Source organism: Cellulomonas bogoriensis 69B4 = DSM 16987 (assembly GCF_000767165.1).
Lineage (GTDB): Bacteria > Actinomycetota > Actinomycetes > Actinomycetales > Cellulomonadaceae > Actinotalea > Actinotalea bogoriensis.
In genome coordinates this window covers 1-13690 of the sequence record NZ_AXCZ01000020.1, presented here as the reverse complement: position 1 = coordinate 13690, position 13690 = coordinate 1, and the positions used below count along the sequence as shown (strand labels likewise).

Sequence of the window (13690 nt, the reverse complement as noted above, 5' to 3'; positions counted from 1 at the left end):
GTTGGCGACGAGAGGCGCACCCGGGAGGGCCCGCGAATGTCTCACGATGTGAGACGTACTGGCCAGTATCGAATGCGTAACGATCGTCTTTCGGCTTTGTGACACGTCCGGGTTGCCGGGATCGGCGCCTGTATGGTCACCGACATCCCAGGTGGATGGTCGGCCCCCCCGAGTTCGCGACCGCTTGGTCCGACCATCGACCCGACCCCCCGCCGCGTCCTTGTCAGGAGGAACATTGAAGATCAGGCGAATCGGTGCTCTCGGTGCCGTCGTCGCGTCGAGCGCGCTCGTGCTGAGTGCATGCGAAGCCCCTGGGGGCAGCGAGCTCGTCGAGGACACCTCAGTGGCCATCGGGTGGAACCAGGCGTTCTACTCCCAGAACAACCTCACGTCGACCGGTAACGCAGCGGCGAACGCGAACATCCTGTACCTGACCAACACCCAGCTCTTCTACTACGACGAGGGGCTGAACGTCGTCAGGAACGAGGACCTCGGGACGTACGAGGTCATCGAGGAGGACCCGTTCACGGTCCAGTACACGATCAACGAGGGGCCGACCTGGTCCGACGGAGCTCCGCTGGACGCCTACGACGTGTTCCTCTACTGGGCGGCGCAGAACGACCAGTGGGACAACGTCGCGCCGGAGTACGACGACGAGGGCAACCTCATCAACGAGGAAGAGGTCGAGGCCGGCGTCTTCTTCGACTCCAGCTCCCCGGGTGCCAACGCCATCAGCCAGATCCCCGAGATCAGCGATGACGGCCAGACGGTCACGTTCGTCTACGACCAGCCGCGATCGGACTGGGAGGTCGTGCTCCAGCCGTCGCCCGTGGCCGCGCACGCGCTGGTCGACGTCGCCCTGGGCGAGGACGACCCGGCCGTCGCGAAGCAGCGTCTGTACGACGCGTTCGCGAACAACGTCTCCGAGGACCTGGGCCCGATCTCCCGGGCCTGGAACGACGACTTCAACTTCAGCTCGCTCCCCGAGGACGAGCGTCTGTACCTGTCCTCCGGCGCGTACGTGATGACGGCCTTCGAGGAGGGCCAGTACCTCACCGTCAACGCCCGTGACGACTACGACTGGGGCCCCGAGGCCCGCATCGAGTCCGTGACGGTCCGTTACAGCGAGGACCCGCTCGCGGCTGCCACGGCCCTGCAGAACGGTGAGGTCGACATGATCTCGCCGCAGGCCTCGGTCGACCTGGTCGCGACGCTCGAGGGCATCGACGGGATCCAGTTCCAGGGCACCGCCGAAGGCACCTACGAGCACGTCGACGTCATCTTCGACAACAACGGCCCGTTCGACGCCGCGTCCTACGACGGTGACGAGGAGACCGCGCGCCTCGTGCGTCAGGCGTTCCTGCTCAGCGTCCCGCGCGCGGAGATCATGGAGAAGCTCGTGCGGCCGATCCAGGAGGACGCCGTCGTGCGCAACTCGCACAACGCCGTCCCCGGTGCCCCGAACTATGACGAGCTCACCGAGAACAACGGGTCGGACATGTTCAGCGAGGACGACGAGGAGAACCGTCAGCGCGCCATCGAGCTGCTCGAGGAGGCAGGGGTCGACACCCCGGTCGACGTGCGCTTCCTCTACGGCCAGGGCAACGTGCGTCGTGAGAACCAGTTCGAGCTGATCTCGGTGTCCGCCTCCCAGGTCGGGTTCAACCTGATCGACGAGGGTGACGTGATGTGGGGCGCCCGCCTCGCGCAGACCACCACCTACGACGCGTCGCTGTTCGGGTGGCAGTCCACGAACACCTTCGCGCTCAACTCCCAGGCGAACTACGTCACCGGTGGTGTGAACAACTTCGGTGGGTACTCCGACGAGCAGATGGACGCCTGGTGGGACGAGCTCGCGGTCAACACCGACCCCGAGGTCGAGACCGAACTGCTGATCCAGATCGAGCGCCAGTTGTTCGAGGACGGGTTCTCGATCCCGATCTTCCAGCACCCCGGCGTCATGGCCTGGCGTGACGAGTTCGCCGGCGCCTCGACCATCCCGCTGTCGCCGACCATCTTCTGGAACTTCTGGGAGTGGGACATCGACCCCGAGGACAGCATCGAGATCACCGAGGAGCCGCTCGACGAGGCGGACACCGAGGAGGAGTGAGCCACCGGCGGCCCGGCACGCGCCGGGCCGCCACGGCACGACCGGTGGGGCACCGCGGACCGCTCGCGGTGCCCCACCGTCCGTCCGACGGCAGCAGTCCGCGCGGTCGCGTCCCACCTCGACGGCCCGCGTAGACTCTCGCCGACCATGACCACCGACCAGTGAGGTCCCGTACGCCATGGCAACCTCGACGTCGAGCCCGGAGGGCGCAGCACCGGCAACCCCGGTCAGCGCCACCGGCCCGCGGGCTCGGCTGCGCAGCAGCGGCCCGATGCTCGCTTTCCTCGGACGGCGGCTGCTGTCGTCCGCAGTCGTCCTGCTGGGGGCGACGTTCATCGTCTACATGCTCCTGTCGATCGCGCTCGACCCTCTGGAAGAGCTGTACGCGAGCAGCGCACCGAACCGTGAGCAGCTCATCGAGTCGCGCATCGACCAGCTCAACCTGGACACGCCCGCGGCCATCCGCTATCTCATGTGGCTCCAGGGTGCGGCCGGCTGCCTGATCGGCCAGTGCGACCTGGGGACGAGCTGGGTGACCGGGCAGTCGGTCACCGCGATGCTCGGCTCGGCCTTCCCCGCGACCGCGACCCTCGTGAGCGTCGCGATCGTCGTGGCGATCGCGCTGGGCGTCACCGTCGGCATCGCGAGCGCCCTGCGCCAGTACACGGGCTTCGACTACGGCGTGACGTTCATGTCGTTCGTCCTGTACTCGCTGCCGTCGTTCTGGGTCGCGGTGCTGCTGAAGCTGTGGGGAGCCATCGGCTTCAACGACTTCCTGGCCGACCCGGTGATCTCGCCCCAGGCCGTGGCCGGCATATCGCTCATCGGCGGCCTCGTGTGGCAGGCGATCGTCGGGGGAGCAGCGCGCCGACGCGCGGTGACGTTCCTCGTCGCCGCCGGTGCCACGGCTGCGATGCTCACGTTCATCTCGGCCACCGGCTGGCTGCTGGACCCGAGTCTCGGGCCTGTGGCCATCGGTGTGGTGGGCGTCGCCATCGCCTTCGGGGTGACGGCGTTGTCCGCGGGACTGCGCAACCGCCGGGCGTTGCACTCGGCGCTGACCGTGGTCGCGCTGGGCCTCGCCCTGTACTACCCGTTGCAGTTCGCGTTCCAGCCCGCTTACGCCAGCGGGCTGCTGATGGTCGGGCTGGCCGTCGTCGCCGCTGGTTCAGGCCTGCTGGTCGGCTGGTTGTTCGGCGGTCCGGACCGCGGGCAGTCGATGCGTGGTGCCGCGATCACGGCGGTGCTCGTCGGTGCCCTCATCGCTGTCGACCGGCTCATGCAGGTCTGGCAGCTGTACTCGAGCTCCAGCCGTGTCGGTGGTCGGCCGATCGCCACCATCGGGTCCCAGACGCCGGGGCTGAGCGGTGACTACTGGATCGAGACGATGGACACCTTCACCCACCTGGTGCTCCCGACCATCGCGTTGATCCTCATCTCCTTCGCCTCCTACACCCGCTACTCGCGGGCGAGCCTGCTGGAGGTCATGAACCAGGACTACATCCGCACCGCGCGCGCCAAGGGCCTGCCGGAGCGGGTCGTCACCGTGCGGCACGCGTTCCGCAACGCCCTGATCCCCCTGGCGACCATCGTCCCGCTCGACATCGCGAACCTGTTCGGTGGCGCGATCATCACCGAACGGATCTTCGCCTGGAGCGGCATGGGCACCATGTTCATCACCGGCCTCGACCGTGACGACGCGAACCCGATCATGGGCTACTTCGTCGTCGTCGGGATGATGCTCGTCGTCGCGAACATCATCGTCGACCTCGTCTACGCCGCCCTCGACCCCAGGATCCGGGTGAACGCATGAGCGCCCCCACGCCCCAGACCCCGGACACCTCGACCCACCACGACCCGGTGGAGAACGTCGAGAACGCCATCGAGCTCAAGGAGGTCGAGGGCCTGTCGCAGGGCCGCATCGTCCTGCGCAGGTTCGTCCGCCACCGTGGTGCGATGGTCGCCGCGTTCGCGCTCGTCTCGATCGTGCTCCTGGCCACCACCTCGATCGGCTGGGGACCCATCCCCGGCTGGTGGAAGCACTCCTTCACCTCGCTCAACCCCGTGGTGAACCCCGGCGGTGCGCCGACCATCAGCTTCGAGGGCGGCCTGTCGTTCGGTGAGCACCCCTTCGGGCAGGACAACGTCGGCAAGGACGTCTTCGCGCTCGTGATGCGCGGTACCCAGCAGTCGTTGCTGGTGATGTTCATCATCGGGCTCCTCGCGAGCACCATCGGCATCGTGATGGGCTCCCTCGCCGGCTACTTCCGCGGCCGCCTGGACAACCTCCTCATGCGGTTCACCGACATGGTCATCACCATCCCGATCATCATGGTCGGGGCGATCCTCGGTGCGATGGTCGGTGGGGCGAGCCCGGTCGGCCTGGCGGTCGCCCTGAGCTTCGTGACCTGGACGTCCATGGCGCGCCTGGTGCGCGGGGAGTTTCTGTCGCTGCGTGAGCGGGAGTTCGTCGACGCCGCGCGCGTGGCGGGCGCCAGTCACGGGCGCATCATGTTCAAGCACATGCTGCCCAACGCCGTGGGTGTGATCATCGTCAACGCCACGCTGCTCATGGCCTCGGCGATCCTGCTCGAGACCGCCCTGAGCTACCTGGGCTTCGGGATCAACTTCCCCGACGTGTCCCTCGGCAACCTGATCAACCAGTACCAGACCGCGTTCTCGACCCGGCCGTGGCTGTTCTGGTGGCCGGGCCTGTTCATCGTGGCGATCGCCCTGTGCGTGAACTTCATCGGTGACGGCCTGCGGGACGCGTTCGACCCACGTCAGCGGCGCATCCCCAGCCGCCGCTCGATGTCGAAGAAGGGCTGACCCTGTGGGCGCGCAGCAGCACCCGGCGCACTCACAGCCGCGGGGCGATCACCGCAAGGGCCGCCAGGCCCAGCACGGTGGCAGCGGGCAGCAGGTGCCAGGTCACCTGGGGGCGACCGCGCTCCAGGCGCGGGTCGTCCAGGTGGCCGGCCTCGTGCAGCTCCTCCCAGCGGCGACGCACGTGCGCGGCGGCCTGCCCGGAGGCCGAGGTGATCAGGTCTCCGGGTCGGGCGCCGCCACCGATGTACGTCGACTCCGGCAGGTGCGCCAGGTCCTGGGGTCCGGCGCCGAGGGTGCTGGCGCGCCCCGGTGCCGGCGCGGCCCACGCCGCGTACGTTCCGTACGCGGTCTCCAGGGTGAGCGCGTACTTGGTGTCCACCCGCTCGATCGCGGTCCACGGCAGGTGGACGGTGCGCACCACGTTGCGCAGGTCCACGCCGCCGTCGCTCACGACCACCGCGGGCCGTCCCAGCAGCAGCCACACCAGCGCAGCGGGCAGCACCAGTGCCGGGGCGTACCGCAGGGCTGCGGCCGGGTCGTCGAGCGCGGCCGTGGCGAGCCCGATCCCGCACAGCACCGCCACCGCGACGGTCAGGACGCGTCCGCTGCGGGCCTTGAACTCCACCGTCTGCATCACCCACCCATCGTCCCAGACCTGCCGTTCGTGGGGTGCGCACCCCTGACCGCCCCGCCCGCCGCGACCCGCGTCGTGGGCCGTCTCGAAAGGACACGGTGACCCCGTGGCACCCGAAGACACCGCACCGACCACCCCGATCCTCACCGTCCAGGACCTGGGCGTGGAGTTCTTCGTCGACGGCGAGTGGTTCCCCGCCGCGGTGGACGTCAGCTACCAGGTGTGCCCGGGGGAGGTGCTCGCGATCGTCGGCGAGTCCGGCTCGGGCAAGACGCAGTCGTCCATGTCGCTCATCGGTCTGCTTCCCCGTAACGGCCGGGCGTCGGGCAGCGCCCGCCTCGGGGACCGCGAGCTGATCGGCCTCACCCACAAGCAGTTGTCCCGGGTGCGGGGCAACGAGGTGGCGGTCATCTTCCAGGAGCCGATGACGGCCCTGAACCCGGTCTACACCGTGGGCTTCCAGATCGTGGAGACCCTGCGCACCCACCTGGACATCGGCCCGAAGGCGGCGAAGGCCCGTGCCGTCGAGCTGCTGCGCATGGTCGACATCCCCGACCCGGCGAAGTCGGTCGACAAGTACCCCCACCAGCTGTCCGGTGGGCAGCGGCAGCGGGCGATGATCGCCCAGGCCCTCGCGTGCGACCCCAAGCTCCTGATCGCCGACGAGCCGACGACGGCCCTGGACGTCACCGTCCAGGCCGAGATCCTCAAGCTGATGCGGGACCTGCGGACCCGCATCGACGCCGGCATCGTCCTGATCACCCATGACATGGGTGTGGTGGCCGACCTGGCCGACCGCGTCATCGTCATGAAGAACGGCCGCATCGTGGAGGCCGGCACGGTCGAGGGGATCTTCAACGACCCCCAGCACGAGTACACCCGCCAGCTGCTCGACGCCGTGCCGCACCTGGGCAAGGCCGTCGAGGTGCCGAACCCGGCCGGGGAGGTCGCAGCGGATCGTCCCGCGGCGACCGCCGAGCCGCGGGCGGCTGTGGTGCCGGACGTGACCGACGAGCCGGCCCTGGTGGCTGAGAAGCTCGTCATCGAGTACCCGGCACGCGGCCGTGTGCCCGCGTTCCGCGCCGTGGACGAGGTCGACCTGACGATCGGCCGCGGCGAGGTCGTCGGCCTGGTCGGGGAGTCGGGGTCGGGCAAGACGACCGTGGGTCGCGCGGTGGTCGGCCTTCTCCCCGTCGCCGGGGGGGCGCTGCGGATCAACGGTCAGGACATGACCGGGATCAGCTCCAAGGACCTGCGGGAGCTGCGCAACCACGTCTCGATCGTGTTCCAGGACCCGGGCTCGTCCCTGAACCCGCGGTTGCCGATCGGTGAGTCGATCGGTGAGCCCCTCAAGCTCCACAAGGTCGCCAAGGGGGCCGATCTGGACCGTCGCGTCGAGGCGCTCCTGGACCAGGTGCACCTGTCGCGCACCATGCGCAACCGTTACCCGCACGAGCTCTCCGGCGGGCAGCGCCAGCGTGTGGGTATCGCGCGCGCCCTGGCGCTCAGCCCCAAGGTGCTGGTGGCCGACGAGCCGACGTCCGCCCTGGACGTGTCGGTCCAGGCCAAGGTCCTGGACCTGTTCCAGGAGCTGCAGCGTGAGCACGGGTTCGCGTGCCTGTTCATCAGTCACGACCTGGCCGTGGTCGAGCTGTTGTCCAGCCGCATCGCGGTCATGCACAAGGGCAAGCTGGTCGAGCAGGGGCACCGTGACCAGATCCTGCGAGCCCCGACCCACCCGTACACCAGGCGTCTGCTCGCGGCGGTGCCGGTGCCCGATCCGGCGGAGCAGAAGATCAGGCGCGAGGAGCGGGACCGTCTGCTGGAGGAGGAGCTCGTCCGGACCGGTGTCCACAAGGCCGGCGCCTGACCGTCCCCGCTGCTCGTGACGGCGGTGCCCGGCCGGGACCGGCGAGGGGCCCGGGCGCGGTACGTGTAAAATCGCCCGGCGCCCAAGGATGCGGCGCGACTCCCCACCACCTGAGATGAGTTCTTCATGCCTGTGCGCTCCGACCTGCGGAACGTCGCGATCGTCGCCCACGTCGACCACGGCAAGACCACCTTGGTGGACGCCATGCTGTGGCAGGCCGGGTCGTTCGGCTCCCACGCCCACGTCGACGAACGGGCGATGGACTCCGGTGACCTCGAGCGGGAGAAGGGCATCACCATCCTCGCCAAGAACACCGCGATCCGGTACCGGGGCCCGGCCGCCCAGGCGGCGGGCGAGCAGGACGGGATCACCATCAACGTGATCGACACCCCTGGTCACGCGGACTTCGGTGGTGAGGTCGAGCGCGGACTGTCGATGGTCGACGGGGTCGTGCTCCTGGTGGACGCGAGCGAGGGGCCGCTGCCCCAGACGCGTTTCGTGCTGCGCAAGGCGCTCGCCGCGAAGCTGCCGGTGATCCTGGTGGTCAACAAGGTGGATCGCCCCGACTCGCGGATCTCCGAGGTCGTCCACGAGGCGACGGACCTGCTCCTGGGCCTGGCCAGCGACCTGCAGGAGGAGGTCCCCGACCTCGACCTGGACGCGATCCTGGACGTGCCTGTCGTCTACGCCGCCGCGAAGGCAGGACGTGCCTCGCTCGAGCAGCCCGCCGACGGCACCCTTCCGGAGCAGGGCGACCTGGAACCGCTGTTCGCGACCATCCTCGAGAAGATCCCCGCCCCCACCTACGAGGAGGGCGCACCCCTGCAGGCTCACGTCACGAACCTGGACGCCTCGCCGTTCCTCGGTCGGCTGGCCCTGCTGCGCGTCTTCAACGGCACGATCAACAAGGGTCAGCAGGTCGCGTGGGCGCGATCGGACGGCTCGATCCAGCCGGTGAAGATCACCGAGCTGCTCGAGACGAAGGCCCTGGAGCGCGTCCCCACCCAGTCCGCGGGACCCGGTGACATCGTGGCTGTCGCCGGCATCGCCGAGATCACGATCGGCGAGACCCTCACCGACATCGACGACCCACGTCCGCTTCCCCTCATCACCGTCGACGACCCCGCGATCTCGATGACGATCGGGATCAACACCTCCCCCCTCGCGGGCAAGGGCGGCAAGGGGCACAAGGTCACGGCGCGGCAGGTCAAGGACCGGCTCGACTCCGAGCTCATCGGCAACGTGTCGTTGCGGGTGCTGCCCACCGAGCGCCCTGACGCCTGGGAGGTCCAGGGTCGTGGCGAGCTGGCCCTGGCGATCCTCGTCGAGCAGATGCGCCGCGAGGGCTTCGAGCTGACCGTCGGCAAGCCCCAGGTGGTGACCCGGCTGGTGGACGGCAAGGTCCATGAGCCCATGGAGCACATGACCATCGACGTCCCCGAGGAGTACCTGGGTTCGGTGACCCAGCTCCTCGCCCAGCGCAAGGGGCGCATGGAGACGATGTCGAACCACGGGACCGGGTGGGTCCGCATGGAGTTCGTCGTCCCGGCGCGCGGCCTGATCGGCTTCCGTACCCAGTTCCTCACCGAGACGCGCGGTACGGGAATCGCCTCGTCCCTGGCCCACGGCTACGAGCCGTGGTCGGGCCCCATCGAGACCCGTAACACCGGCTCACTGGTCGCTGACCGTGCCGGCAAGGTGACGCCCTTCGCGATGATCAACCTCCAGGAGCGTGGCTCCTTCTTCGTCGAGCCCACCGCAGAGGTGTACGAGGGGCAGGTCGTCGGGGAGAACTCACGCAACGAGGACATGGACGTCAACATCACCAAGGAGAAGAAGCTGACGAACATGCGGTCCTCGACCGCGGACAGCTTCGAGAACCTGGTGCCGCCGCGCAGGCTCACCCTGGAGGAGTCCCTGGAGTTCGCGCGCGAGGACGAGTGCGTGGAGGTCACCCCGGAGATCGTGCGCATCCGTAAAGTCGTCCTGGACCAGACCGACCGTGCGCGAGCAGCGGCGCGCGCCAAGCGCGCCTGACAGGCAGGAGTTCTGATGACCGTCGACGTGACGACCACACCTGACCGCCCACGGTTCTCCGGGCGAGGCGTCGCCCGACGGGTGTTCTGGCCCTCGCTCGCCGTGGTGGTCCTCGTGTCCGCCTACGCGATCATCGCCCCGGCGCACGCCGAGAGGACGATCGGCGCGATCCAGGACGACGTGATCGGGGCGTTCGGGTGGTATTACGTCCTGCTGGTGGCGGGATTCGTGGTGTTCGCGCTGTGGGTGGGGCTCGGCCGGTGGGGGGACGTGACCCTCGGCAACGACGACGACGAGCCGCGGTTCGGGCTCGGGACCTGGTTCGCCATGCTGTTCGCCGCCGGCATGGGCATCGGGCTGGTGTTCTACGGGGTCGCCGAGCCGCTGATGCACTACGCCAGCCCGAAGCCGGGCGTGGTGGGCTCCCCCGAGCGCCTGGCCGAGACGGCGATGGCCCAGACGTACCTGCACTGGGGAGTGCACGCGTGGGCCATCTACGTCGTGGTGGGTCTGGCGATGGCGTACGCCATCCACCGCCGGGGACGTCCGGTCTCGATCCGGTGGGCCCTGGAACCTCTGCTCGGTCGGCGGGTCGAGGGGCGTTGGGGCGACGCCGTGGACGTGACGGCAGTCGTGGGCACGGTCTTCGGCGTCGCCACGTCGCTGGGCCTGGGGGTCCTGCAGATCGCCGCGGGCCTGGAGCACATCGGGGTCATCGAGTCCGGTGCGGGTGTGCAGGTCGCGATCATCGTGGTGATCACGGTCATCGCGACCGCCTCGGTCGTGTCGGGTCTGGACCGGGGGCTCAAGTGGCTCTCGAACATCAACGTGGGCCTGGCGGGCGTGCTGCTGGTCGTCCTGCTGGTGCTGGGGCCGACGTTGTTCCTGCTCCGCGAGTTCGTGCAGTCGATCGGTGTGTACCTGTCGACGGTCGTGCCGATGACCTTCAACGTCAGCGCGTTCGCGGGCGCCGAGGGCGAGGCCTGGCAAGCGGCGTGGACGACGTTCTACTGGGGCTGGTGGATCTCGTGGGCACCGTTCGTGGGGATCTTCATCGCGCGGATCTCGCGTGGACGGACCGTCCGCCAGTTCGTGGGCGGGGTGCTCCTGGTCCCGACGTTGGTCTCGTTCCTGTGGTTCTCGGTGCTCGGTGGGACGGCGCTGTACCGGGAGCTGTTCGGGACGGACGGTGTGATCCCCGCCGACGGGGCGATCCGCGCGGAGTTCGCGCTGTTCGACCTCTTGGCGAGCCTTCCGTGGGCACCGGTGCTGTCGGTCGTCGTGATCGTCCTGGTGAGCCTGTTCTTCATCACCTCCTCGGACTCCGGTTCGTTGGTGGTGGCGATGCTGTCCTCGGGTGGCAACCCGGTCCCGCCCACCGGGGTCCGTGTGACCTGGGCGCTCCTCGAGGGTGTCCTGGCGATCGCGCTGCTCCTCGCTGGCGGGCTGCTGGCCCTGCAGACGGCGGCGATCCTGATCGCGCTGCCGTTCTCGCTGGTCATGGTCGCGATGGCGGCGGCCACGGCCCGGGCGTTGCACCGCGAGCACCAGATGTTCCTCCGGGCCCAGCGTCGGGAGCTCCGGGCCCGACTCACCGAGCACGTCAGCGCCAGCGTCACCGCTCAGGTCACCACCATGCTTGAGGAGGGCACCCCGGATCGCGCTCCCCGTGGGCGACGCTGGCGTCGGCGGTCGTGACCGGGCTGCTCGCTTTCCACGCGCACCCTGATGACGAGACCATCAGCACGGGTGCACTCCTGGGGACGTGGGCTGCCGCAGGGCTGCCCGTCACGGTGGTGACCTGCACCCGGGGCGAGCGCGGCGAGGTGATCCCGTCGGACGTCGCCGCCCTGGAGGGTGACGGCCCTGCGCTGGCGGCCCACCGGGTGGTCGAGCTCGGCGAGGCGATGGCGGCGCTCGGGGTGGGCGACCAGCTGTTCCTGGACGAGGTCACGACCGGGAGGTTCGAGGACTCCGGGATGGCCTGGGTGACCCACGGGCGGGCCGGTCGCACGTCTGCCCTGCCGTGCGACGCGTTCGTGGCGCACGACCTGGACCTCGCCGCAGGTGCACTGGCACGGGTGCTCAGGGACCGCCGACCCCAGGTGGTCGTCGGCTACGAGCCGGGTGGTGGCTACGGACACCCTGACCACGTGCGCGCGCACGAGGTGCTGATGCGGGCCCTGGAGGTGGCGGCCGAGCCCCAGGTCCTCGAGCCGGTGGAAGGGCGGGACGCGGGACCGTGGCGCCCCGAGTCGGTGCTGTGGTCCGTTGTGGACGCCGCCGCGCTGGGCGCGGGCCTGGACTGGCTCCGTACCCGCGGTGTGCCGGACGGGCTGGAGCTCCCACCTCCGGGTGCAGGGTTGCCGTCGGCCGCGGAGCATCCTGTGGAGCTCGAGGTGGATGTGGCACCGGTGCTCGGCCGGGTGGTGGCGGCGCTACGAGCGCACCGGACGCAGGTGCAGGGCGTGAGCGAGGTGCGGGGAGCCTCGGCCGGCGGGTCTGCCGTGCTCGGCTCGTTCGCCCTGAGCAACGGCGTGGTCCAGCCGATCCTGGGGGCGGAGTGCTACCGGTTCGCCCCGGGCTGGGGCCGGGCTCCGGTGTGGCCGGCGGGCGTCCGGGCGCGGGTAGCCTGACGCGGTGGAGATGTTCACGGGTCGAATGATCGTGCGCGCCGTCGCGATGGCGGGCGTGGGCGTCGTCGTCGGGGTGCTGGGAACAGCGGTGCACCGCGGGTACTCCCCGTGGGGCCTGGTGCTCGCCCTGGCGCTGGTGCTGTCCGCGGCGCTGCTCGCACGCGCGTGGGCGGGCTGGCTGGGAATGCTCCTTCTGGCCGTCGGGACGTTCTCGTCGGTGAGTGTGCTGGCCGGACCTGGTCCCGCTGATGACGTCCTGATCGCGCTGCAGCCCGTCGGGATGGTCTGGTACGCGGGCGCCGGAGTGGTGTTCTTGGCGGCCCTCGCGCCGTCGCGGTGGTTCTCCGACCGTCCGGTGGAACCAGGGACACGGGGGGCCGCGGAGGCGGGTGCCGGGGTGTCCACCCCTGGGATGACGGACGCGGGGCGTACCGGCGCGTAGGATTTTTCCTTACGGGCGAGCGCCCGTGCCGTAGCCAGGGAGAGCATCCGCATGACGCACGGACGACAGTCCGACGACGCCGTCGAACCTCAGCAGGGGCAGCAGGGCGAGGAGGCGGGCCACCCGGCTCCGGACGGGGAGGGCGATCCCGCCCCGGACCGGCCGGAGCCGGATCACGGGGACGAGGCTGCAGACCCTGCCCAGCCGACCCTCAGCACCGACGACGAGCCGACGGGTGAGCCCGAGGGCGCGGCTGGGGCCGTGCCTGAGGTCGAGGGAGAGCCTGAGGCCGAGGTCGTGGCGGAGCCCCGGCCTGAGGCGGAGCCCCAGCCCGAGGTGGAGGTGGAGGACGACGCTGACGCCGAGCCTGACGCCGAGCCTGACGCCGAGGTCGTCGCCGACGTAGACGCTGACCCCGCCCCCGACGTCCAGGCGGAACCCGCCGGCGAGCCGGACCCCGAGCCTGAACCTGCCCGGGAGCACGAGCCCGCGGCTGAGGCCGAGCCCACGGCTGAGGCCGAGCCCACGGCTGAGGCAGGGGCGGGACGCGCGGATGACACCGCCCCTGCACCGGTCCTCGAGTCCGAGTCCGAGTCCGAGCCTGAGGGCGTGGGCGTGGGCGTGGAGCCCGGGACCGCCGGCGAGGTCGCACGTGAGCCCGGGGCCGACCACGAGCCAGACCGTGAGGTCGCCGAGCCCGCGACGGATGAGACCTCAGGTGTCCAGGACGAGGGCGACGCGACACCCGGACCAGCGACCGAGGCGGAGCCGACGTCCGAGCACGTTCCTGCGTCCACCCCCGTGCCGACCCCCGTGCAGGGAGCGACAGGCGCGCCGGACGAGCTCGCCGACGCCCAGCCGGAGGAGGAGCTCTCCTCCGGGGCGGAGGCCCGACCTGAGGTCGAGCCGGGCGCGGACGAGTCGGATGCCGTGACTCAGCCCGAGCCGGAACCGGCGCAGGAACCGGAGCCGGAGCCCGAGCCGGAGCCCGAGCCGGAGCCCGAGCCGGAGCCGGAGCCGGAACCGGAGCCCGAGCCGGAGCCCGAGCCGGAGCCGGAACCGGAGCCGGAACCGGAGGTTGAGCCCGCGCCGCAGCCGGAGGTCGAGCAGACCGCCGCACCCGACGGGGGCG

At 70.2% G+C, this 13690-nt stretch carries 9 protein-coding genes and 1 pseudogene; 9 read left to right on the top strand and 1 reads right to left on the bottom strand.

What is annotated here, in order from left to right; genetic code table 11:
* The first annotated feature begins 343 nt into the window (after positions 1–343).
* From N869_RS03685 to N869_RS03675, 3 genes are all read left to right on the top strand, one after another.
* Complete coding sequence (locus N869_RS03685; protein ID WP_232229598.1) at positions 344–2110, top strand: ABC transporter family substrate-binding protein; 1767 nt, start codon at positions 344–346, stop codon at positions 2108–2110.
* 271 nt (positions 2111–2381) lie between these two features.
* Complete coding sequence (locus N869_RS03680) at positions 2382–3923, top strand: ABC transporter permease (protein WP_035058000.1); 1542 nt, start codon at positions 2382–2384, stop codon at positions 3921–3923.
* Positions 3920–4939, top strand: coding sequence for an ABC transporter permease (locus N869_RS03675; protein WP_035057998.1), 1020 nt, complete (start codon positions 3920–3922; stop codon positions 4937–4939). The genes N869_RS03680 and N869_RS03675 overlap by 4 nt, the downstream gene beginning before the upstream one ends.
* Before the next feature lie 31 nt (positions 4940–4970).
* Here N869_RS03675 and N869_RS03670 read toward each other — a convergent pair whose 3' ends face one another.
* Complete coding sequence (locus N869_RS03670) at positions 4971–5573, bottom strand: PH domain-containing protein (protein ID WP_035058036.1); 603 nt, start codon at positions 5571–5573, stop codon at positions 4971–4973.
* Between the two features lie 106 nt (positions 5574–5679).
* Between N869_RS03670 and N869_RS03665 the strand changes: the two genes are divergently transcribed.
* The 6 genes and pseudogenes from N869_RS03665 to N869_RS03640 form a co-directional block, all read left to right on the top strand.
* Positions 5680–7443, top strand: a complete 1764-nt coding sequence (locus N869_RS03665; protein ID WP_052104931.1) for an ABC transporter ATP-binding protein — start codon at positions 5680–5682, stop codon at positions 7441–7443.
* A gap of 126 nt (positions 7444–7569) precedes the next feature.
* The gene (typA, locus tag N869_RS03660; protein WP_035057997.1) at positions 7570–9480 is read left to right on the top strand and encodes a translational GTPase TypA; all 1911 of its coding nucleotides are present in this window, start codon (positions 7570–7572) and stop codon (positions 9478–9480) included.
* Positions 9481–9495: 15 nt separating this feature from the next.
* On the top strand, positions 9496–11178 hold the full coding sequence (locus N869_RS03655; protein WP_084136388.1) for a BCCT family transporter: 1683 nt from the start codon (positions 9496–9498) through the stop codon (positions 11176–11178).
* Complete coding sequence (locus N869_RS03650; protein WP_035057996.1) at positions 11175–12116, top strand: PIG-L family deacetylase; 942 nt, start codon at positions 11175–11177, stop codon at positions 12114–12116. Before N869_RS03655 ends, N869_RS03650 begins: the two co-directional genes overlap by 4 nt.
* Positions 12117–12120: 4 nt before the next feature.
* Positions 12121–12558 (top strand): hypothetical protein, encoded by a 438-nt coding sequence (locus tag N869_RS03645; RefSeq protein WP_156968328.1) that lies wholly within the window; start codon positions 12121–12123, stop codon positions 12556–12558.
* A gap of 51 nt (positions 12559–12609) precedes the next feature.
* Positions 12610–13690 (top strand): annotated as a pseudogene (locus tag N869_RS03640) (hypothetical protein); the annotation flags it as partial.